Origin of the sequence: Microvirga puerhi (assembly GCF_020089865.1) — a bacterium.
Lineage (GTDB): Bacteria > Pseudomonadota > Alphaproteobacteria > Rhizobiales > Beijerinckiaceae > Microvirga > Microvirga puerhi.
This window is the reverse complement of record NZ_JAIRBM010000003.1, coordinates 165140-185470: the sequence shown is the minus strand read 5'-3', so window position 1 is coordinate 185470 and position 20331 is coordinate 165140. Positions and strand designations below refer to the sequence as shown.

Annotated in this window: 18 protein-coding genes; 8 read left to right on the top strand and 10 right to left on the bottom strand. The window is 61.9% G+C overall.

The features are described from left to right. Positions 1–5: 5 nt before the first annotated feature. From K9B37_RS05265 to K9B37_RS05250, 4 genes are all read right to left on the bottom strand, one after another. Positions 6–671 (bottom strand): cytochrome c3 family protein, encoded by a 666-nt coding sequence (locus tag K9B37_RS05265; RefSeq protein ID WP_224311837.1) that lies wholly within the window; start codon positions 669–671, stop codon positions 6–8. Positions 672–869: 198 nt separating this feature from the next. Next, a complete protein-coding gene (locus K9B37_RS05260) occupies positions 870–2135 on the bottom strand; it encodes a c-type cytochrome (protein ID WP_224311835.1) in 1266 nt (421 codons plus the stop codon). Continuing rightward, the gene (locus K9B37_RS05255) at positions 2128–3906 is read right to left on the bottom strand and encodes a GMC family oxidoreductase (protein WP_224311833.1); all 1779 of its coding nucleotides are present in this window, start codon (positions 3904–3906) and stop codon (positions 2128–2130) included. Before K9B37_RS05255 ends, K9B37_RS05260 begins: the two co-directional genes overlap by 8 nt. 10 nt (positions 3907–3916) lie before the next feature. Next, positions 3917–4648 carry a gluconate 2-dehydrogenase subunit 3 family protein gene (locus K9B37_RS05250; RefSeq protein WP_224311831.1) on the bottom strand — a complete coding sequence of 244 codons (732 nt, stop codon included), beginning with the start codon at positions 4646–4648 and terminating at the stop codon, positions 3917–3919. A gap of 530 nt (positions 4649–5178) precedes the next feature. Here K9B37_RS05250 and K9B37_RS05245 point away from each other — a divergent pair. The 5 genes from K9B37_RS05245 to K9B37_RS05225 all read left to right on the top strand — a co-directional run bounded on the left by K9B37_RS05245 (position 5179) and on the right by K9B37_RS05225 (position 9187). Continuing rightward, positions 5179–5934, top strand: a complete 756-nt coding sequence (locus K9B37_RS05245; protein ID WP_224311829.1) for an amino acid ABC transporter ATP-binding protein — start codon at positions 5179–5181, stop codon at positions 5932–5934. Positions 5935–5987: 53 nt separating this feature from the next. Continuing rightward, positions 5988–6779: a transporter substrate-binding domain-containing protein gene (locus K9B37_RS05240; protein WP_224311827.1), complete on the top strand. Its 792-nt coding sequence runs from the start codon at positions 5988–5990 to the stop codon at positions 6777–6779. Between the two features lie 63 nt (positions 6780–6842). Then, positions 6843–7538 carry an amino acid ABC transporter permease gene (locus K9B37_RS05235; RefSeq protein WP_224311826.1) on the top strand — a complete coding sequence of 232 codons (696 nt, stop codon included), beginning with the start codon at positions 6843–6845 and terminating at the stop codon, positions 7536–7538. A gap of 4 nt (positions 7539–7542) precedes the next feature. Then, complete coding sequence (locus K9B37_RS05230) at positions 7543–8229, top strand: amino acid ABC transporter permease (RefSeq protein WP_224311824.1); 687 nt, start codon at positions 7543–7545, stop codon at positions 8227–8229. 4 nt (positions 8230–8233) lie between these two features. Beyond that, complete coding sequence (locus K9B37_RS05225; RefSeq protein ID WP_224311823.1) at positions 8234–9187, top strand: 1-aminocyclopropane-1-carboxylate deaminase/D-cysteine desulfhydrase; 954 nt, start codon at positions 8234–8236, stop codon at positions 9185–9187. A gap of 55 nt (positions 9188–9242) precedes the next feature. Here the strand turns inward: K9B37_RS05225 and K9B37_RS05220 are convergent, their stop codons facing one another. From K9B37_RS05220 to K9B37_RS05200, 5 genes are all read right to left on the bottom strand, one after another. Next, positions 9243–9713, bottom strand: coding sequence for a L,D-transpeptidase (locus tag K9B37_RS05220; RefSeq protein WP_439651691.1), 471 nt, complete (start codon positions 9711–9713; stop codon positions 9243–9245). 233 nt (positions 9714–9946) lie between these two features. Beyond that, positions 9947–10210, bottom strand: a complete 264-nt coding sequence (locus K9B37_RS05215) for a DUF6356 family protein (RefSeq protein WP_224311819.1) — start codon at positions 10208–10210, stop codon at positions 9947–9949. Positions 10211–10290: 80 nt separating this feature from the next. Further along, positions 10291–11703 carry an MFS transporter gene (locus K9B37_RS05210; RefSeq protein WP_224311817.1) on the bottom strand — a complete coding sequence of 471 codons (1413 nt, stop codon included), beginning with the start codon at positions 11701–11703 and terminating at the stop codon, positions 10291–10293. Positions 11704–11756: 53 nt separating this feature from the next. Continuing rightward, positions 11757–16592 (bottom strand): NAD-glutamate dehydrogenase, encoded by a 4836-nt coding sequence (locus K9B37_RS05205; protein ID WP_224311815.1) that lies wholly within the window; start codon positions 16590–16592, stop codon positions 11757–11759. Positions 16593–16707: 115 nt separating this feature from the next. Next, on the bottom strand, positions 16708–17064 hold the full coding sequence (locus K9B37_RS05200; RefSeq protein ID WP_224312142.1) for a winged helix-turn-helix transcriptional regulator: 357 nt from the start codon (positions 17062–17064) through the stop codon (positions 16708–16710). A 97-nt stretch (positions 17065–17161) separates the two neighbouring features. On the opposite strand from K9B37_RS05200, the gene K9B37_RS05195 reads away from it, so the two are divergent. Continuing rightward, positions 17162–18175, top strand: a complete 1014-nt coding sequence (locus K9B37_RS05195) for a zinc-binding alcohol dehydrogenase family protein (RefSeq protein WP_224311814.1) — start codon at positions 17162–17164, stop codon at positions 18173–18175. Between the two features lie 320 nt (positions 18176–18495). Beyond that, positions 18496–18873, top strand: coding sequence for a DUF2794 domain-containing protein (locus K9B37_RS05190; protein ID WP_224311812.1), 378 nt, complete (start codon positions 18496–18498; stop codon positions 18871–18873). A gap of 34 nt (positions 18874–18907) precedes the next feature. On the opposite strand, the gene K9B37_RS05185 is transcribed toward K9B37_RS05190, so the two are convergent. Beyond that, a complete protein-coding gene (locus K9B37_RS05185) occupies positions 18908–19801 on the bottom strand; it encodes a LysR family transcriptional regulator (RefSeq protein ID WP_224311810.1) in 894 nt (297 codons plus the stop codon). A 126-nt stretch (positions 19802–19927) separates the two neighbouring features. Here K9B37_RS05185 and K9B37_RS05180 point away from each other — a divergent pair, with 126 nt between their 5' ends. Further along, complete coding sequence (locus K9B37_RS05180) at positions 19928–20326, top strand: (R)-mandelonitrile lyase (RefSeq protein ID WP_224311808.1); 399 nt, start codon at positions 19928–19930, stop codon at positions 20324–20326. Positions 20327–20331 lie beyond the last annotated feature (5 nt).

Below are 20331 nucleotides of genomic sequence, written 5' to 3'. Positions count from 1 at the left end.
CAGATTTATCTGTGACAGATGTTGCAGGAATCGAGGTGCTTCGGCTCGATGCCAAAGGCCTTGACCATGAGCTTGCCATAGACCTCATGGTCCTTGTCAGCCTCCCACTGCGTCCAGTCGAGACGCGTCACCTGATCGGGAGGGCGCAAGTGCGGCGCGGGATCCCGGTGGCAGTCGAGACACCACTGCATCTGGAACGGCTTGGCCTGCATCATGAGCGGCATCTGATCGACACGGCCATGGCATTCCACGCAAGGGACACCGCGATTGATGTGAATGGAGTGATTGAAGAAAACATAGTCGGGCACGCGCGCGACCCTGTTCCACTCCAATGGTTTGTCAGATGCGAGACTTTGGCGCACAGGCTCCAGTGCTGGTGCTCCTGTCCAGATCTGGGAGTGACAGGTCATGCAGATATGGGTCGGCGGCAGGCCGGCACGCGCGCTGGTTTCGACCGCCGTATGGCAGTAGCGGCAATCGATACCAAGACCACCCACGTGATGTTCATGACTGAAGGGAACGGGCTGGTTTTGGACCCAGCCGATGCGTGTCGTATAGGTTGAGTTCATATAGCCGCCAATAAACATCCCACCGCCGAGGATGCCGGCCGCCAAGATCAGGGCGATGGCGCGAAGGCGCGTGTCGGCCGACGCTGTAAAGATCTGGGGCATTGAACCCTACACACTTTAGCGTTGTCACTCGGCAGGTCGCCCGCTCGTTACCGAGGCGGAGGTGCGAAAGTGATGATGTCGCCACCGCCATTCTTGCCTGTTGCGCTTGCGATGTATCGGCAACTCTATCGCATATAAGTCACGGGCATAGCTTGACCACCTGTCGAGCAAAGGCTCCGACCAGTTTCTTGTCTGCCGTTAATGTTCGCCTCTGGTCTTAAGCTCCACTCTTTTTGTCTCCACATCATGCGCAGTGACGGCAGGAGCAGCAGAACCCCAGCTGTTTCGCACATAGGTCAGCACCGCTGCGATTTGTTCGTCATTAAACTGCCAAGCGAATGCCGGCATTGCCGGAGCCGTCGGCTCCTGATCCGTGGCGACACTGCGGGCTCCGCTCAGTGTGACTCTGACGAGCGTCGTGGGATCGGTCGAATGGACGGAGGGAGATGCGGCGAGGGATGGAATAAGGTGGGGCACGCCGGTGCCGTCGATGGCATGGCAGGCGGAACAGACGTCGTGGTAGATAGCCCCACCTGCGACCATAAGCGGATCCGTGGCTTGGACCGCTGTCGCCGTATGGCCCGCGGCGGGCTGGTCTTTGAGATAAGCCGCAATAGCCTCCAGGTCCGCCTTGGTCATTTTCGAGGTCGAGCGTTCGACCACCTCCGCCATCAGTCCGGTCGCTGCCGTACTGGCGTTATGCCCTGTCCCGAGATAGGCGACGATGTCCTCGGCGCTCCAGGAACCAAGGCCCGTGGCCTTGTCGTTCGTAAGATCCGGTGCAAACCATCCCTGGATGACGCCTCCTTGAAAAGCCTGCTCCGTCTTGTCGCCGCCAAGAACTGTCTTCGGCGTATGACAGGAGGCGCAATGCCCGGGTCCTTGAACCAGATAGGCGCCTCTGTTCCAGGTTGCGGACTTGGTCGCGTCCGGTCGGAATTCGCCTTCCTGGAAGTAGAGAGCATCCCAGGCCATCATGGCAGCGCGGACGCTGAACGGGAATGGTAGTTGGTTCGGTTCCACTTGATTGTGGACCGGGGCAATCGTGGCAAGATAAGCTCGAATGTCCTGGACATCTTCCCGAGACATCTTGGTATAGGCCGGATACGGCATCGCCGGATAAAGCCGCGACCCGTCGGGGCGCTTGCCTTGTCTTAAGGCCGCATCGAACTCATCATCGGTCCATGTCCCGATGCCCGTCTCGCGGTCGGGTGTGATGTTCGGCGCGACAATCACACCGAAAGGCGTCTCGATCGGCCGTCCGCCGGCGAAGGGCTGCTTCTGATCCGGCATGGTATGGCAGGCCGCACAATCAGCTGCCGTTGTCAGGTAGCGGCCCCGCTCGATTTGCGTGAAATCCTGTGCGTCCTGCTTCTCTGCGGCTCGAGGGGATACACTGGTGCAGAACGCCAAGGCCACAAGGGTGGAAAGCGCAACGCCCGATGCTCCCGAATGCCTAGGCATGGATGAGAACTCCAGGATTCTTCAGGTATTGCTCTCTGATGGCGGCCGCCGCCCAATAGGCCAGCGCAGCGACCGTGCCCGTGGGGTTGTAGCCGGCGTTTTGCGGAAAGGCGCTCGCTCCGACGACAAAGAGGTTGGGGACGTCCCAGCTTTGAAGGTAGCGGTTGACCGCGCTTGTCCGCGGATCCGTTCCCATAATCACGCCGCCGCAAAGATGGGTCGTCTGGTACTTGGTGATGTCATAAGGGCCCTGGCGATATTCTTTATCGACTTTTTTGGCCCCCATGGCCTGGATGATCTCGGCGAAGCGATCGGTCAGAAAGGCGTTCTGCTTCAGTTCGTTGTCATGAAAATCGATGGTCATCCGCATCAAAGGGCGGTTGAAGCGATCCTTGTAGATCGGGTCCAGATCCAGATAGACATCCCGGTAGCTGTAGAAACTTCCATGCACGCCCGTTCCCGGCTTGACCGAGCTGAGATAATTGTCGCGCACGGCGGCTTTCCATTCCGCGCCCCAGCGCGGCGTCCCTGAGGGAACGGGCGTCGTCTCGATGGGACGTCCATTGCTCTGCACCTGCCCCATATAGCCGCCGCCCACAAAACCGTGCGGGCCATGATCGAAATTGTCGCCGTTGAACTCGTCGATGCACATCCCGATCGAGCCGGAGGCAATGAACGGATTGAAGTTGAATTTCGTATTGTCGAAAAACCCGACGGCATCTGAAATGGTCTGGTGCGTGAAGTTTCGGCCCATCACGCCTTCGCCTGTCAGAGGATCGTAGGGTTTGCCGATGCCGGAAAGCAGCATCAATTGGGCATTGAAGATGGCATAGGCCGACACGATAACAATGTCGGCGGGCTGCTCCCATTCTTCGCCGCTAGTGTCGACGAAGGTGACGCCGGCCGCAGTTTTCCCTGACGGGTCAAGATTGATCCGAACAACCTCGCTGTTGTCGCGGACCGTGAAATTGGACTTCCGGATCAACACCGGCAGAATCGTGGTCTGCGGGCTGGCCTTCGAGTAATTGCCGCACCCGAACCATTCACAGAAGCCGCAATAGGTGCAGGGTCCGAGCCGCACACCCAGGGGATTGGTGTAGGCTTGGGACATGTTACCCGACGGCTGCGGGAATGGCTTGTAGCCAAGCTCGCGGGCCGCCTTGCCGAAGAGCGTGTGACTGAACGGCTGCGGTTGGGCCGGATTGGGATAGGGCCTTGATCGCGGCCCCTCGAAGGGGTTTCCTCCCTCCTGGATCTGACCTTGCAGATTGCCCGCTGTTCCACTCGTACCGCAAAGATATTCGAAGCGGTCGTAGTGCGGTTCCAGCTCCTCATACGTGACGCCCCAATCCTGAATAGTCATGTCGGAAGGCAGAAAATCTGCCCCGTAGCGTTCCGTGAGATGTGTCTTCAGAACGAAATCGGATGGGAGGAAGCGCCATGTTTCGGCATTCCAGTGAACGCCGCCTCCTCCAACACCGTTCGGCGGCATGAAGGCACCCCATGTGCGGATGGGAAGAGCCGTCTGGTTCATCTTGTTGCGGAATGTAAACGTGGTCTGGTCCGGCCGCAGGAAAAGCTCATGCCTGATGCGATAGCGGAGCTCGTCCTGATCATAAGTCGGCGGATAGTCCGTGGCCGTGTCCCGCCAGGGACCGCGCTCGATCGCGATAACCTCCAGCCCCTCGTCGGTGAGCTCCTGCGCCATGATCGAGCCTACCCAGCCGAAGCCGACGATAACGACATCTTTGTGAGGAAGCTTGCGGCTCATCGCACCCCTTTCAGCTCTTCTTCGGCGTCCATTCGGGACGTCCCGTGATGCCGACAGGCGGGAGCGGGTAACGCTCGTTGTGACGATTCACCCAATCCCGGTAATTGTAGCGCGCACCTGGAAAGCCAATCATCCGCCAGGCGACCATGTCGCGATTGCCGCCATAAATCGGATCGGCGAAGAAACCTTGCTGGATATCTTTAAGAAGCGCTTCGAAAAAAGCCTGCCCGTCGGCTTCCGGAAGTTGGAGCTTGCCGCTCTCCAAACCTTTCAGGATTTCATCCTGACGCTCGCCAGTCAGTTCCGCGAAAACCTTTCCATCCTGCCCTTGGGAGCTATAGCGGTTCAGGGCGGCGAGGCCCTTTCTATAGACCTGCGCCGGGCCATCCTCTGTCTGAGGGCCTTGCTGCTTGAGCCCCTTGAGAAAGGGCGGCTTTACATAAAGACCGTGCTGGCTGCCGTATGGCCCCGCCAGCTGGCGATCAAGGTAAACAGCGCAACCGGCGTCCTTTCCCCCGGGCGTCGCAGGATCGGGCGGGATGATCCGGTCCGCGAGAGCCTCGACGGTCCTCGCCTCCTCGCTGGTAAAATAAAGCCAGGATCCCAGTTTTATGCGCTCGGGTGGGATGCCCGCATCAGGCTCCCAAGGTAAGCTGCCCGATATGCTGTCAGCCAGCGCGATATGGCTTCCGCCCAGGATAGCAGCCGTTGTCAGCAGAAAATCTCGACGGCGAAGGCGCATCCACGATCTCCGGACAGCCTAATCTAACCATCTCAAATACAGCTATGTTCCAGCTCCAAAAGAGTGTCGGAACGCCAGTGCATCCCCAGAAGCTCGGCGAGGTCGACTTTGAATCTTTGCTGTGGGGCGAACAGGTTCGCCCTCAAAAGCTTAGCGGGGGCACATTGAATGCAACTATTCCTATTTCATATATTCCGGTTAGCTTGACAATGCGAAAGGGAACACTCAGTCTTTTCATCTGTCGGACGTTCCGGTTATGGCCTTCATTCCCCGCGCAGGATAGATCTTGCTCTTTCGTACACCCTGGCCGTTTCTGAAAGTGCGCGAGTGCGGCAACGACTCTGTTATTGTCGACGAACACAAGAGATCACTCCGACCGTCGTTAGGCTTCCACTGGAAGAACACTTGATGGCGGGGGGGCTCGGAGGCATTTTAAAGGCCGATATCCAGAATGCCGGTACTCTCATCAGCCTGATCCGGCGGTCCTTGTCGAGCTGTTCTAGGCAGATCCTCTACAGAACTCATAAGATATGTTTGCAAACCCCATTGTATCCGTCGAACATATTTCCAAGACCTTCCGCTCTGCCCACGGACGCAGCGCGCATCGCGCCCTCGACGATATCTCGCTGACTCTTGAGAAGGGTGAGGTCCTTGTCATCATTGGCCCGTCTGGATCTGGCAAAAGCACCCTGCTCCGAACGCTGAACGCCCTTGAAAGCTTCGATTCCGGCCGCATCATGGTCGACGGAGTCTCTTTGGCGGACAGGAGCACCGATCTCAACCGCCTGCGGGCCGAGATCGGCATGGTGTTTCAAAATTTCAATCTGTTCCAGCACAAGACGGCCCTCGAGAACGTCGTGCTGCCACAGATTGTCGTTCGAAAGCGGTCGCGCAGCGAAGCGCTGTCCCGTGCGCAAAGTCTCTTGGAGAAGGTCGGCATCGCCGATCGCGCCAACCACTATTCTAGCCAACTTTCCGGCGGTCAGCAGCAGCGCGTGGCGATTGCGCGGGCGCTCGCGATGGACCCTAAGATCATGCTCTTCGATGAAGCGACATCGGCGCTCGATCCGGAAATGGTCGGTGGCATCCTCGACCTGATGCGAGGGCTTGCGGCCGAAGGCATGACGATGGCGGTGGTGACGCACGAGATGGGCTTCGCACGCGAGGTTGCGGACCGTATCATCTTTATGGATGCGGGACGGATTGTGGAGGAAGGGACGCCCGGCTCCTTCTTCACTTCACCGTCTCACGAGAGAACCCGGGCATTTCTCGACCAAATTCTCTGAGGCGAACGTACGCTTAGGAAGAACGCCTCAACCATTCACCAGAGGGGAGAACAATGAAGAAACTTCGCAATATCATCTTGGCGGCAGTGACCGCCTGCTTCGGACTCGGGGCTGCAGCCCATGCCGACGAGATGGATGAAATCCTTAAGCGCGGCGAGCTGCGCATTGCCGTTCAGACCCAGGGAGCTCCTGTCAGCTTCGTCGACAAGAAGGGCGAGCGTACCGGCCTCGCTGTCGAGCTTGCAAAAATGATGGCGGCGGATCTCGGAGTAAAGCTGACGATCCAGGATTATGACTGGAAAGGCCTCATCCCGGCCCTCCTCGCCGGCAAGGTCGACATGATCGCTGCCGACATGACGCCCACTCCTCAACGGGCAGCCCAGCTCCTGTTCTCCCGCCCCATGTTCTATCAGGAGACGGTAGCGGTCGCCGCCAAGGACTCCCAGGCGAAGTCCTGGCAGGATCTCAATAAGGAGGGCCTGAACATCGGCGCGACGCAGGCGAGTTCCTACGGTGACGCCGTCAAGAAATACATGCCGAAGGCAACTCTGAAGGAGTTCGCAGGCGGCACCGCGGCAGTGGCCCAGGCGCTTTCCAGCGGCCGTCTCGATGGCGCAGTTTCCGACCTCGGCAACGTCACCAACTTCGTGAAGGAGTTCGGCAATTTGAAAATCCTCGACGGCGTCATCACCCGCGAACCCCTCGCCTTCGCCGTTCAAGGCAATGCGTTTCATCTCAAGATGTGGCTCGACAACTACGTGGAGCTGATCACGGCCGACCGCCGACTGGAGAACCAGGTCAATTATTGGTGGAACAGCTCCGACTGGGAGAAAGACCACAAGTAGTGCAGTCTGACGGCCGGTCACCGTACCGGCCGTCTTCTCTCTGGCGAAGACTGAAACACCCGGATGACCTGGCTTCTCGATTTCTACAATTACCGCATTGTCGCGCAGTATCTCGACCGCTTCGCGGAAGGGCTTCGCAATACGCTGACGGCTGCCGGGGTTAGCCTTGTCCTGTCACTCGTGTTCGGCACGATCATCGCCCTTGCCCTTCTCTCGAAGCGCGATGCCTTTCATCGCCCCGCAGCAGCGTATGTCGCCTTCATTCGCGCAACGCCGCTGCTGGTGCAGATCTACTTGGTCTATTACGGGTTTCCGGCTCTGCTGCCGTTCGCAAAGAGCTGGAACGACATGTATTTCGGAATCGCGGCTCTTGTTCTCAACAGCACGCCGTATATTGGCGAGATCATCCGTGCCGGCATCGAATCCGTTCCCGGCGGGCAGATCGAAGCTGCCAAGGCAGTCGGCATGAACTACGGGCAGCGGCTTCGGTACATCGTTCTACCCCAGGCTTTCGCCAACACCCTGCCTCCCCTCCTCGGGCAAACCGCCGTTCTCATCAAGGATACGTCCCTTCTCTCGATTATTACGGTTTTCGAGTTCACCAGCGCAGGCATTCTCCTGAACAGCGAGCGCGTGAAACCGAACGAGAGCTTTCTCACCATCGCGCTCGGTTATCTGCTCATTTATTTGGCCATCCTGCTCCTGTCCCGCGGTGTCAAACAATGGTTGGCGGGCCCGGCCTGGAACGCGCAGGCCTGACGTCATGCTCGAGCACTATTGGTCCGTCACGACATCCCTTCTGCCCTTCCTATGGAAAGGCTTTCTCGAGACGTTCTACGTGTCGCTCGTGGCGATTGTCGTCGGCTCCCTGATCGGCGCCTTGATCGGCGTCGTCCGGAGTCAGCGCATACCGCTCCTGACCGGGCTCTTCGGGCTCTACATCCATGTCCTGCGCGGTACGCCGTTTCTCGTGCAGCTCTATGTGTTCTATTTCGTCCTGCCGAATACCGGCATTTCCTGGCTCAGCTGGGATTCCCGCACGGCTGCCTTCGTAGCGCTTTCGGTCTATACATCGAGCTACGTCGCCGAGATCATAAAGGCCGCGATCGAAGCCGTGCCGCGCGGACAATCCGAAGCTGCGACGGCGCTCGGCATGAATCGAATCCAGCGCCTTTGGTATGTCGTTTTTCCGCAGGCTCTGAAGCTGACCGTGCCACCCATGAGCAGTGTCTATGTGATGATCATCAAGAGCACGGCGATTCTGTCGGTCGTCGGCATCTCGGAGCTGACCCGCCAGGGTGAAGTGTCGATCCTGCGCTATCCTCGCGACATTCTCTTCATCTACGGCCTGATCGCCTTCATTTATTTCTTGTATTGCTATCCTGTCCTGCGTTTTGCTCGCTGGGCCGAGCGTCGCGTCGGAATGGCTCGGACCGTCGATCTGGATTGAGCGGATGCTGAGCACCATTTCCCGCGTCGCACTCCTCGATGGTCCGACCCCCTTGCAGACCATGCTGAGGGCTGGAGCGCACTTGAATCATCCGGGTCTCTGGATCAAGCGCGACGACTGCATGTCGCTGGCTCTCGGCGGAAATAAGGTTCGAAGCCTCGAATATTGGCTCGGTGAGGCCCTGGATCGGAATTGCGACGTGCTTGTCGTTGCTGGTGCGACTGCGTCCAACCAGTGCCGCCTTGCGGCGGCGGCGGCGGCAAAACTCGGACTCGAATGTCACATCCTTTATGCCGGTGATGAAAGGACCCATCCCAACCTCCGCATCGCCGCGTTGATGGGCCCAAAGATCCATTTTCTCGGTCCGGTCGACGAGGAAGAACGTGGTCTTCTGGCCAAACGCCATATGATCGCACTGGAGGCCGCAGGACGACGGCCCTATCTGATTGGCGACCCAGTTGTCGGCGCATTGGGCTATGCACGCGCAGCCCAAGAGTTATTTGACCAGACCAGGGACCAGAAGATCGAACTTCGCCACGTCATAATGCCCGGTTCCATGGGCGTGACGGAGGCCGGCATGATTTTCGGCGCTGCCATTCTAAGGCAATCCTGGACCTTTCATCTCGTCAGCGTCGAATATCAGGAAGAGGTTCTCCGGAAGAGAATTGCCGACATATTGGATGACCTCTGTCGCCTGACGGGCTTCGTACCAGCGATCAATATGATGGACTCAGTGCGTGTTCACATGAACCAACTCGGCCAAGGTTATGGCGCGCCAACGGAGGACTCGTTTCACGCCAGCCGTCTTTTCGGGCAGCTTGAGGCGCTTGTCCTCGAGCAGACCTACGTGGCCAAGACATTTGCCGGGCTTATCGATGTTGTTACGAGGCGCGTGATCCTCCCTGAGGAAGGTGCTTGCGTTCTTCATACAGGCGGAGTTCCGGCAGCCCTTGCCTGAAGCGGAAATGTGGGCGCACCCGGCGCAGATCGGCGCGGCGGCTAAGGGCCATGCTTCATCGTTCCACGATCACGCGGGTTCCAACGGCGACTTGATCGTAGAGATCGACAATGTCCTCGTTGAGCATGCGGATGCAGCCGTAAGAAGCGTAGGTGCCGATGGAGGCCGGGCGATTGGTGCCGTGGATGGCATATTCGCCGCCGTCGAGGGTCAGGGCCCGTGCACCCATGGGATTGCCGGGAGAACCGCCGGGGATCACAGCGGGCAGGCGGGGATTGTCATGCTTGACTTCGGGAGGAGGAGCCCAAGCTGGCTTGACGTATTTCCCGTCGATCCGCGCCTCACCGAACCATTGCTTGCCCGGCCTGCCGACAGCGACCCGGTAGCGCAAAGCCGTGCCGTCGCTGCGGACGTAGTAGAGCTTGCGCTCGGCCGTGCGGATCAGAATGGTGCCAGGCGCGACCGCGCCATCGAACGGCACGATTTCGCGGGCGACTGCAACCGATCCGAGACTCATGGCTCCCATGACGGCGGCTGCCACGACAGCGATGCTCCTTCCCATATCGCGAACCTCCTGTTGCAAGCTCAACAGAGGTGAGACGCAAAAGGAAAGGCAACGGTTCCGGCCCTCCGGCGCATCATGCGGAAAAGTCGGCCTGGCGACCGGTATCAAACGATGCACTGCTCAAAAAGATGCATCAGCCGGATCTCAAAAGTGGAATGCACTTTTGAGTCGCGTGTTTCAGAGCATCCGTGGGATCAGATCACCGGATCCCATGCCAGCATGCGATCGTTCGCGCCCTGCTGGACTGGCCGGGGAGTGCGGTTGGTCATGCGCGCGTAGAGCTGCTTCACCGTCTTGCTGGCGGTCGTCACGCACAGGAAAGGCAGGAAAGCATGGACGAGCGCAGCCAAGCCCGCACCGAGCAGCGGCCAGGCAAAGCTGAGCGCTACGCCCATATGCTCGAAATAGGACTCGCCGACGGCGTCCGGATGCTCTGTGAACAACCTTTTCAGGGACATAAATGGCCTCCTTCAATCAGCGTCATCGTAACGTCATGGCCGAACGGGCTCAAGCGTCACCGGTCCCGGCGCGTGTCCAATCACGCGCGCTTCACGCCGGCGATCAATCCACCCCCGGCGAGAAAGAAAAGAATCAGCACCGCAGGGCCTGCGGCCTGGGTCTGGAACAGGCTGGTCGCGACCGCGACCATCAGGGGCGCCATGAACGAGGTCACTTTGCCCGACAGAGCGAGAAGTCCGAAATACCGCCCCGCCTCATGGGCCGGCACGAGGCGTGCCAGAAGGCTGCGGGACGAGGCCTGGAGCGGACCGGCCACGGCACCGATCACGAGGCCCAGGGCCAGGAACACCTTCTCCGGCGCACTGCCGTAGAGGCCGTCTCTGGGCCGGGCGGGTATGGTCTCGATCACGAACAGCACATGGCCCGGACCGAGGGACAACACGCCGAAGCACACGAGACATAAGATCACGATCGCACCGAGGATGACCGGTTTCGCGCCGAACCGGTCGTCGAGGCGTCCGCCGATCAGAGCCCCAACGGTGCCCGTGATGGTGAGCAGGATGCCGAAAACGCCAAGCTCCGTCGCCTGCCAGCCGAAAACGCCGGCGCCATAGATGCCGCCGAAGGCGAAGAGCGCCACGAGCGCGTCCTGGTAGACCATGTTGGCGAGAAGGAAGCGGCCGACACTCTCGTGCCGGCGGGCGTCGGCAATCGTGGTCCGGACCTGAGCCAGTCCCTTGGCGACGGCATCGCGCAGGCTCAGAGACGAGCGGGCAATGTCCGGTGTGAAGACGAAGAGCGGCATAATGAAGATAAGGAACCACACCGCCGAGAGCGGGCCCGTGATGCGATCGCCCTCGCGCAGCGCCGGATCGAGTCCGAACAGGGGCGCAAGGCCCAGGACGGTTTTGCCAGTATCGCTGCTGGCCGCAAGGAAGCCGAGCACGATCACGAGGGAGACGAGCCCGCCCAGATAGCCGATGGCCCATCCGGTCCCCGAGAGGCGTCCGAAACGTTCCGGCGGCACGAGATGGGGGATCATGGCATTGTTGAAGACCGCCGCGACTTCGACTGCGACGGTCCCGATTCCGAAGCCGACGAGGGCGACAGGAATTGCATAGGATGCGCCGGGCGCCGCGAACCACAAGGCGAAGGAAGACGCGAAGAGCACCAGCCCGCAGGCCGCGATCCACGGCTTCTTCGGTCCGGTGGCATCGGCGATGGAGCCGAGCACCGGCGACAGGAAGGCGAGAGTCAGCCCCGCGCAGGCCGTCGCGTAGCCCCAGAGGCTCTGCCCGGTGACGGGATCCGGCGCCAGCGCCGCCGCGAAGAACGGCGCGAACACGAAGGTCGTGACCAGGGTGAAGAAGGGCTGGCAGGCCCAGTCGAACAGGAGCCAGCCGAGAATGGCGGAGCGCGACGCTCGCCTGGCCGGCTCTGTCATCCGCGCAACCGCCGGCGGTCGGGATTCCAGGACGTCGTGATCGTTCATGGAATCTCCTTAGACCGCCCCGCCGCCATGCGGCGAGTCCTTTCGTTCGTGCCTTACACCCGCGCCAGGTCGCCCAAAAGGCTTGCCGCGACCGTGACCTTCGACAGCGTCAGTCCCGAATGGACGATGCTGTCGACTGCGTTCCGGATCCGCGCGACGTCGGCACCACGCCTTTCGCTCCAGGCCTGAACCGCTTCCTCTCCCGAGGATTCCTGCGCGGCGACTTCGGCCGTGAGGTTGCGGTGAGCGGAAGCGACACTGTCGATCGCCCGATCGAGCGCCAGACGATCGAAGTAATCGCTGACGCTGATCTCCCGTGCTGCACCGATGAGCGAACCCAGACGGAACGTGCCTTCGAGGGCGAAATGGGTGCGTGCGATCTCGGTAACGGGCTTGCCGGTCTTGTGCGCGGTGAGCACGATGTCCGGGGCGGCGACCAGATCGGGCAGAGCCGCGAGGCGACGCGCCAGATCCTCGGGCGTCCCCTCATCCACCAGCGCCTTCGTGCGGGCGTCCCACGTTTCCCGGGCTTCGTGGGACAAGGTGTCATGCAGGCCCCGCTCGATCTCGGCAATGCCGGCCGCGTAGGTCCCGATCACCTCGTCGAGGGTCGTGCTCGTGAAGTCGACATTGCGGATGAACCACACGATCCGGCTCATGAGCAGATCCTGCAGGTCGCCGTAGAGCCGCAGCTGCACGGCGCCCGGCACCACGCCATCGAGGGCATCGATGGCGGCATTGAGTTCCGTGAGACCGAAGGAATCGCGGGTTGCTGCATAGGCCGCTGCGATGGTCGGCGCATCGGCTCCCGTCTGGTCGACGAGGCGTGCCACCATGGTCGGGCCGCCGCGATTGATGATCGCGTTGGCGAGCTGCGTGGCGATGATCTCGCGCCGCAGCCGGTGGCTGGCGATGGCATCGGGGAAACGTTCCCGCATCTCCACCGGGAAGTAACGATCCAGCTCCTTGCCGAGATAGGGATCGTCCGGAACCGTGCTTTCGAGAAGCTCGTCATGCAGCGAGAGCTTCGCATAGGCGAGAAGCACGGCGATTTCCGGCCGCGTCAGGCCTTCGCCGCGGCGGGCGCGCTCGGCCAGCGTATTGTCGTCGGGGAGGTACTCCACATTGCGATCGAGGCGGCCTTGCGCTTCGAGCATGTGCATGAGACGCCGCGCGAAGCCCATGTCGGCGACACTGCGCCGCTCGGAGAGCGACAGAGCCAGAGTCTGCAGGTAATTGTTGCGCAGCACGAGCTTGGCGACCTCGTCGGTCATCTCGACAAGCAGTGCGTTGCGTGCATCCTGACTGAGCCGCCCGTCTCGCTCGGGAACGGCCAGGGCGATCTTGATGTTCACCTCCACGTCGGAGGTGTTGACGCCTGCGGAATTGTCGATCGCGTCCGTGTTGAGACGAACGCCGGAGCGTGCCGCTTCGATGCGGCCGCGCTGCGTCATCCCCAGATTGGCGCCTTCGCCGATCACCTGCGCCCGCACTTCCGATCCGGTGATGCGTATCGGATCGTTGGCGCGATCGCCCACCTGCTCGTCGGTTTCCGACGAAGAGCGAATGTAGGTGCCGATACCGCCGAACCAGAGGAGGCCGACCGGCGCCTTCAGGATCGCGCTCATCACCTCGCCCGGCGCCGCCTGTGCCTTGTCGATTCCGAGCACGGCGCGGACCTCTTCCGACAGTGGGATCGACTTCGCGCTGCGCGAGAAGATGCCACCGCCCTTCGAGATCAGGCTCTTGTCATAATCCTGCCAGCTTGAACGCGGCAGGTTGAACAGCCGCTCGCGCTCCTTGAAGGCGGTTTCCGGGTCCGGATTCGGGTCGAGGAAGATGTCCCGGTGATCGAAGGCTGCGACCAGCTTGAGCGAGCGCGACAGCAGCATGCCGTTGCCGAACACGTCGCCCGACATGTCGCCAACGCCGACCACGGTCACGGGCTCGCTCTGGATGTCCACGTCCATCTCGCGGAAGTGGCGCTTCACCGCCTCCCACGCACCGCGGGCGGTGATGCCCATCTTCTTGTGATCGTAGCCTTGGCTGCCGCCCGATGCGAACGCATCGCCGAGCCAATGATGCTTCTCGACTGACAGTGCGTTCGCCGTATCGGAGAACGTCGCCGTACCCTTGTCGGCAGCGACCACGAGATAGGGATCGTCCCCATCGTGCCGCACGGTCTCGAGCGGCGGAACGACGTGATCGCCCTCAATGTTGTCGGTGAGCTGCAGCAGCGTGCGCACGAAGATGCGATAGCTCTCCGTTCCCTCGGCGAGCCACGCCTGCCGGTCGCCGGGAGGCGGCAGCTGCTTCGGTACGAATCCGCCCTTAGCACCTACCGGCACGATCACCGCGTTCTTGACCTGCTGGGCCTTGACGAGGCCCAGCACCTCGGTACGGAAATCCTGCGGCCGGTCCGACCAGCGCAATCCTCCGCGCGCAACCTTGCCGAAACGCAGATGCACGCCTTCGACCCGCGGCGAATAGACGAAGATTTCATAGAGCGGCTTTGGCAGCGGAAGTCCGTCGACCTTCGCGCACTCGAACTTGAACGCGATGGTCTGCCGCGGCAGGCCATTGTCCTCGAGCTGGAAGAAATTGGTGCGCACGGCCGCTTCGATCAGGTTCGTGAAGCGGCGCAGAATGCGGTCATCGTCGAGGCTAGTGACGTTCTTCAGGAGATCTTCGATCTCCGCCCGAAGCGTGCTTTCGCTGTTCGCTCGGACCTCCGCATCCTCGATGCGCGGATCGAAGCGGGCATAGAACAATTCCACCAGCTTCACCGCGATCGCGCTGTGGCGCGCCAGCGTCTCGGCGAGATAGTCCTGCGCATAAGGAATGCGGATCTGACGCAGATAACGCCCGAACGCGCGGATCATGGCGACGTCGCGCCAGCCGAGCCCTGCTTCAAGCACGAGACGGTTGAAGGCGTCAGATTCGGCGAGGCCGCGGAACAGCGCAAGCAGTGCAGCCTCGATGAGATCCTGGATCGCATCGATGTCGATGGGCCCGCCGGTCGCGCGCTCCAATGTCATGTCATGGAGCCAGACCCGGTCCATGCCGGTGACGCCGGAAGCGATGACCCTATAGGTCCTCTCGTTCACGACCCGGAAGCCGAGATTTTCGAGAAGCGGCACACGCTCGGACAGCGGCAGAGCCGTGGCGCGCGAAAAGACCTTGAGATGGACGCGCGTGTCCTCGTCGCCTTCGCGACGATAGAGATCGACCGCGCGCGGACGGGCCTCGGAGAGCTGCTCAAGGATGGAAATATCGGCGATCGCCTGCTCGGCTCCGAAAGCTTCGCGATAGGCGGCGCTGAAGGCATGCGCGTAGCGGGATGCAAGCGCCCGCGCGCGGGCGCCGCCGATCGTGTCGTCGAGCTGATCGCGCAGCGAGTCGCTCCACGTCCGCGCGATCCCGGCAATGCCCGCTTCCAGCGTCTCCCGGGAGACGTCCGGCGTCTCGCCTTCGTCGCGCCCGATGATGTAGTGCGTGCGCGAGAGCGGACCTTCCGGATAGGCCGGGTAGGAGGCCGACAAGCGCCCCTCGTAGACGCTTGCCAGGAACTCGCCGATGCGGCGGCGAATATCGGTGTCGTAGCGATCCTTGGGAACGTAGACGAGCACCGACACGAAGCGGTCGAACTGATCCGGCCGAGCAAGCGCGCGGATCCGGGGCCGCTCCGACAGGCTCATGATGTCCAGCGCGAAGCGGTAGAGCGTGTCCTCGTCGATCTGGAAGAGCTCGTCGCGCGGATAGTTCTCAAGCACGTTCAGGAGCGAACGGCCCGAATAGCTCGACGGATCAAAGCCGGCGCGGGCGACGATCTTCGCCACCTTATGGCGCAGATAAGGAACTTCTCCGGTCGTGTTCGTATAAGCGCTCGCCGTGAAGAGCCCGACGATGCGCAATTCGCCCTCAAGGCGTCCTGCCCCGTCGAAGAGCTTCACGCCCACATAATCGAGATGGGCGCGGCGATGGACGCGCGACTTGACGTTCGCTTTGGTGATGATCAGAGCCTTCGGCAGATCCAGGAACGACCGGATCTCGGGGGTCATGGCCACGAGCTCGCGGCCACGGCGCAGAACCTTCACCGAGGGATCGCGCAATAGACCGAGGCCCGATCCTTCAACCGGGTCGGCCGCCGTGTCACCGGATGGCAGGCGATACTCGCGCAACCCTAAGAATGTGAAATTGTCCTGGGAAATCCAGTCGAGGAAGGCGACGGCCTCCCTCACCTCGTCTTCCGGCAGCGGCGGCGGATGAAGCCTGTAATTCTGCACGATCTCCGTGACGCGGGCGCGCATTCCTGGCCAATCGTTCACCGCAAGCGCCACGTCCTTGAAGACCCGCCGCATGGTGTCGACCAGCCGGTCGCGCTCCTCTGCATTGTCGATGCGGGGCAGATGAATGTGGATGAAGCTCTCCCGCTTCACGCCGACGCGGGCCTGGGCCGTCGCCTCGCCGAGGAGGCGAACGAGCGCACCGCTCGCATCACGCTCCACTGCCAGGATCGGATGTGCCACCAGGAGCGGCTCGTAACCCTCGTCGACGAGGTTCGCCAAGGTGGAATCGAGCAGGAACGGCATGTTCTCGTTGACGACCTCGAGGACCGTCACGTCTCGGGGCCGGCCTTCGCGCTCAATCTCGATATCGATCAGGCGGATATCCGCGTCGGTCTCGCGGCGCGGCGCTTTGAGATGCGCATAGGCCGCCGCCGCCAGATCCGCGAGGGCCTGCGGCGAATAGGACGCCAGGTCCTCCGAAGGAACCCGGCCGAACAGCACGTGGGGGAAAGTAGGGGGCACGTCCGCATGCCCGGTCTCGAGCACGGCGACGGCTTGAGCCGTCAGATCGCCTCCGCTGGTAGATGGGTCCAGCTTCATGCGCGCATCCTCGCTTATCGTCGTTGCGGGAGCGTTGCCACAGACGGGCAGGACAAGCAACCAAAGCCTGCCATTCTGCACACGGAACCCGGTCGCGACCGATGCAAACGACCGTTTAGGCTGCCTTTGCAGTCGGCGACGACAGATTCAGGTTCGCATCACCCCAAGTCTTCATTGCGACCAGGACCGGCTCCAGGCTGCGCCCGAGATCCGACAGATCGTATTCCACCCGCGGCGGCACCTGGGCATAGACCGTCCGGGTCACCAAGCCGTCGGCTTCCAGCTCGCGCAGCTGATTCGTCAGCATGCGTTGCGTGACGCCGGGCAGGAGACGACGAATCTCATTGAAGCGCAGGGTGCCCCGTAGGAGCTTGTAGAGGATCACGATCTTCCACTTGCCGTCGATCAGGTTGAGCGTGCCTTCGACCGAGCAGGTGGTGCCTGGGATCTCCTTGCGGGAGAGACGGGCCATCATGGTATCCTTTTCGACACTATGTGCACAGAATGTGCGTTCTTGCGCCGATCATACGTATGTCACACCTTGGCTCATACCCGCCAGGAGATCAACCATGCGTGCCGTCGCCTATCGCGAGCCCCTGCCTATCGACGCCGAATCGTCCCTGATCGATCTCGACCTGCCGAGACCCGAAGCCCGGGGACACGACCTCCTGGTCGAGATCAAGGCGGTCTCGGTGAATCCGGTCGACATGAAGGTGCGCTCCAAGGTGGCCCCGGAACCGGGCACGGCCCGGGTGCTCGGCTTCGATGCGGCGGGAATCGTCCGCGAGGTCGGGTCGGGCGTGTCCCTGTTTCGCCCCGGCGACGAGGTGTTCTATGCGGGCTCGATCGCCCGAGCCGGTACGAATGCCGAGTATCATCTGGTGGACGAGCGCCTCGTCGGCCACAAGCCGCGGACGCTGGGCTTTGCCCAGGCAGCGGCTCTGCCGCTGACCTCCTTGACCGCCTGGGAGACCCTGTTCGACCGGATCGATATCCGGAGGGAGGTGCCTGGGGCGGCCCCTGCCCTTCTCATCGTCGGAGCGGCCGGCGGCGTCGGCTCCATGGCCATCCAGCTCGCGCGCCGGTTGACGGACGTGACGGTCATCGCCACCGCCTCGCGGCCGGAGACGAAGGCCTGGTGCCGGGAGCTCGGCGCCCATCACGTGGTCGACCATACTGCTTCCCTCGTCGATCAGGTGCAGGCGCTCGGTCTCGGCGCTCCTGCCTTCGTCTTTTCGATCACCCATACGGACCGGCATTTCGCGGCCCTTGCGGATCTGATCGCGCCGCAGGGACGGCTTGGGCTTATCGACGATCCGCAGCAGGTAGACGTGACGTTGCTCAAGCGTAAGAGCGTGTCCCTGCACTGGGAATCCATGTTCACCCGCTCGGTCTTCCAGACCTCCGACATGGAACGCCAGCACGAGATCTTGGGCGAAGTCGCGCGCCTGGTGGATGCGGGCACGATCCGCACGACCCTGGCCGAGACATTCGGCACCATCAATGCCGCCAATCTGAAACGCGCCCACGCGTTCATCGAGAGCGGAAAGACCCGGGGCAAGATCGTACTGGAGGGATTCTGAGACGCGGGAGGATAGCCCGATTTCACGGGACCAAAAAGAAAGCCGCCCTGAGCAGGCGGCTTTTACCCTCGACATATGTGAGGCCCGGCCCACCGATTACCCCGGGGGCTGGGGGGCTGACGTGTCCGAGGCGATCTGCAGACCGGGCCGTCGAGGCAACGGTCTAGTTATCATCCCTTAGTAGGGCTGAGGCGCGGCGCGAATGTGGCAAAACTAAGATCACCCCCACGAAGACGTGAGGGAGCGAGCCTGGACGGGGTTGCGCCCGTGGCTAGGGAGACCCATCATCTGGCTAATGATCATTGTTTGCTGGAGGATGCATGAGCGAAGGTGATATCGCGGAGCCGTTTCGCGGCAGCCTGGCCCCTTCGTCGGGCCATGTGCTGCCCTTCCCCACTCCCCGAAAGGTCTCGTTCGACCGCCTGGAGCTGCAGACCATCCTGAATCTCTACGGCCGGAAGGTAGCGGATGGCGAATGGCGCGACTACGCGATCGATTTCCTGACCGATAGAGCGGTCTTCTCCATCTTCCGACGCACCTCCGAGATGCCCCTCTACCGGATCGAAAAGGCTCCGAAGCTCGCCCGCAAGCAGGGCGCTTATTCGGTCATCGTCTCGTCCGGCCTCATTCTGAAACGCGGCCATGAACTGGCGGCGGTTCTGCGCGTCCTCGACAAGCCCCTGAAGATCGTCTCCTGATCGAAACAATCGGATTTCTCCGGGGCAGCTCTGCTCATCCGCGATAGCGGAGCGCATCCACCAGCAGCGCGAAGGCCGGTGTCGGCTGCCGGCGGCTCGGGTAATAGAGGTGGTAGCCCGGAAAGGGCGGACACCAATCCGCAAGCACCCAGATCAGGCTCTCATCGCCGATATATGGCCGCACATAGTCCTCAGGCAGGTAAGCAAGGCCTGCACCGGCCAGGGCCGCCTCGCGGATGAAGGCGAGGTCGTTGAAGACGAGCTGCCCCTCGACCCGCACCTTCAGCTCACGGCCATCCTTCTCGAATTCCCACGCATAGAGACCGCCCAAGGTCGGCAGACGCAGATTGATGCAGTCATGGCCGACGAGATCCTGCGGCCGCACCGGTCGCGGCCGCCTCGCGAAATAGGAAGGCGCGCCCACGACCACCATGCGCATTTCCGGCCCGATGCGAACCGCGATCATGTCCTTCGCCACCTGCTCGCCGAGACGGATCCCGGCATCGTAACGCTCGGCCACGATGTCGGTCAGACCGGGATCGACGACCACCTCCACCTTGATGTCAGGATAGTCCGGCAGCAGCCTCCGCAGCGTGGGCCAGAGAATCGAGCTGGCTGCATGCGCGCCTGTCGTGATCCGGATCATGCCGGCCGGCTTCTCGCGGAACTCGCTGAGGGCTGCAAGTTCCGCGTCAATCCCGTCGAAGGCCGGACCGAGGGTCTGGAGCAGGCGCTCGCCTGCCTGAGTCGGCGCGACGCTGCGGGTGGTGCGCGTCAGCAGCCGCACCCCGAGCCGGGCTTCAAGGCGGCGGATGGTGTGACTGAGTGCGGACTGGGAGGTTCCGAGCCTGGCGGCCGCCCGCGTGAAGCTTCGCTCCTCCGCGACCGCAAGGAATGCCATCAGGTCGCCCAACTCGCCGCGCTGCATTCATGAATTCCAGATATAAGTCCATGCGCGTTCTACCACCTAATCGCCTGCGGCCGAACCCGCTAGATCAGCGCATACCGACTGCTCCGGCAGATCTGCAGGCCCGTTCGACGAAGGAGAAGAACGATGGAAATCAAGCGCAGCGGCGCTCAACCCTCCGGCAAAGGACCGGCGGAATGGTTCACCGGCACCGTTCGCATCGATCCTCTGTTCCAGGCTCCTGATCCGGCCCGCGTCGCAGGTGCCAGCGTCACGTTCGAGCCCGGCGCGCGAACTGCATGGCACACGCATCCGCTCGGCCAAACCTTGATCGTGACGGCGGGTCTCGGCCGGGCACAGCGCGAAGGCGGCCCCATTGAGGAGATCCGGCCGGGCGACGTGGTCTGGTTCGCGCCTGGCGAGAAGCATTGGCACGGCGCTTCGCCGACGACCGCGATGACTCACATCGCCATCCAGGAAGCCCTCGACGGGAAAACCGTCGACTGGATGGAGCACGTCACCGACGGACAATACCAGGCGCGATGATCGCG

Bases quoted from the DNA above. Each gene is read 5' to 3' on its own strand.
- K9B37_RS05215 (WP_224311819.1), bottom strand. From the start codon at position 10,210: ATGTCCCTGAAAAGGTTGTTCACAGAGCATCCGGACGCCGTCGGCGAG.
- K9B37_RS05250 (WP_224311831.1), bottom strand. From the start codon at position 4,648: ATGCGCCTTCGCCGTCGAGATTTTCTGCTGACAACGGCTGCTATCCTG.
- K9B37_RS05255 (WP_224311833.1), bottom strand. From the start codon at position 3,906: ATGAGCCGCAAGCTTCCTCACAAAGATGTCGTTATCGTCGGCTTCGGC.
- K9B37_RS05180 (WP_224311808.1), top strand. From the start codon at position 19,928: ATGGAAATCAAGCGCAGCGGCGCTCAACCCTCCGGCAAAGGACCGGCG.
- K9B37_RS05220 (WP_439651691.1), bottom strand. From the start codon at position 9,713: ATGGGAGCCATGAGTCTCGGATCGGTTGCAGTCGCCCGCGAAATCGTG.
- K9B37_RS05230 (WP_224311824.1), top strand. From the start codon at position 7,543: ATGCTCGAGCACTATTGGTCCGTCACGACATCCCTTCTGCCCTTCCTA.
- K9B37_RS05265 (WP_224311837.1), bottom strand. From the start codon at position 671: ATGCCCCAGATCTTTACAGCGTCGGCCGACACGCGCCTTCGCGCCATC.
- K9B37_RS05205 (WP_224311815.1), bottom strand. From the start codon at position 16,592: ATGAAGCTGGACCCATCTACCAGCGGAGGCGATCTGACGGCTCAAGCC.
- K9B37_RS05240 (WP_224311827.1), top strand. From the start codon at position 5,988: ATGAAGAAACTTCGCAATATCATCTTGGCGGCAGTGACCGCCTGCTTC.
- K9B37_RS05195 (WP_224311814.1), top strand. From the start codon at position 17,162: ATGCGTGCCGTCGCCTATCGCGAGCCCCTGCCTATCGACGCCGAATCG.
- K9B37_RS05225 (WP_224311823.1), top strand. From the start codon at position 8,234: ATGCTGAGCACCATTTCCCGCGTCGCACTCCTCGATGGTCCGACCCCC.
- K9B37_RS05200 (WP_224312142.1), bottom strand. From the start codon at position 17,064: ATGGCCCGTCTCTCCCGCAAGGAGATCCCAGGCACCACCTGCTCGGTC.
- K9B37_RS05245 (WP_224311829.1), top strand. From the start codon at position 5,179: ATGTTTGCAAACCCCATTGTATCCGTCGAACATATTTCCAAGACCTTC.
- K9B37_RS05260 (WP_224311835.1), bottom strand. From the start codon at position 2,135: ATGCCTAGGCATTCGGGAGCATCGGGCGTTGCGCTTTCCACCCTTGTG.
- K9B37_RS05235 (WP_224311826.1), top strand. From the start codon at position 6,843: ATGACCTGGCTTCTCGATTTCTACAATTACCGCATTGTCGCGCAGTAT.
- K9B37_RS05185 (WP_224311810.1), bottom strand. From the start codon at position 19,801: ATGCAGCGCGGCGAGTTGGGCGACCTGATGGCATTCCTTGCGGTCGCG.
- K9B37_RS05190 (WP_224311812.1), top strand. From the start codon at position 18,496: ATGAGCGAAGGTGATATCGCGGAGCCGTTTCGCGGCAGCCTGGCCCCT.
- K9B37_RS05210 (WP_224311817.1), bottom strand. From the start codon at position 11,703: ATGAACGATCACGACGTCCTGGAATCCCGACCGCCGGCGGTTGCGCGG.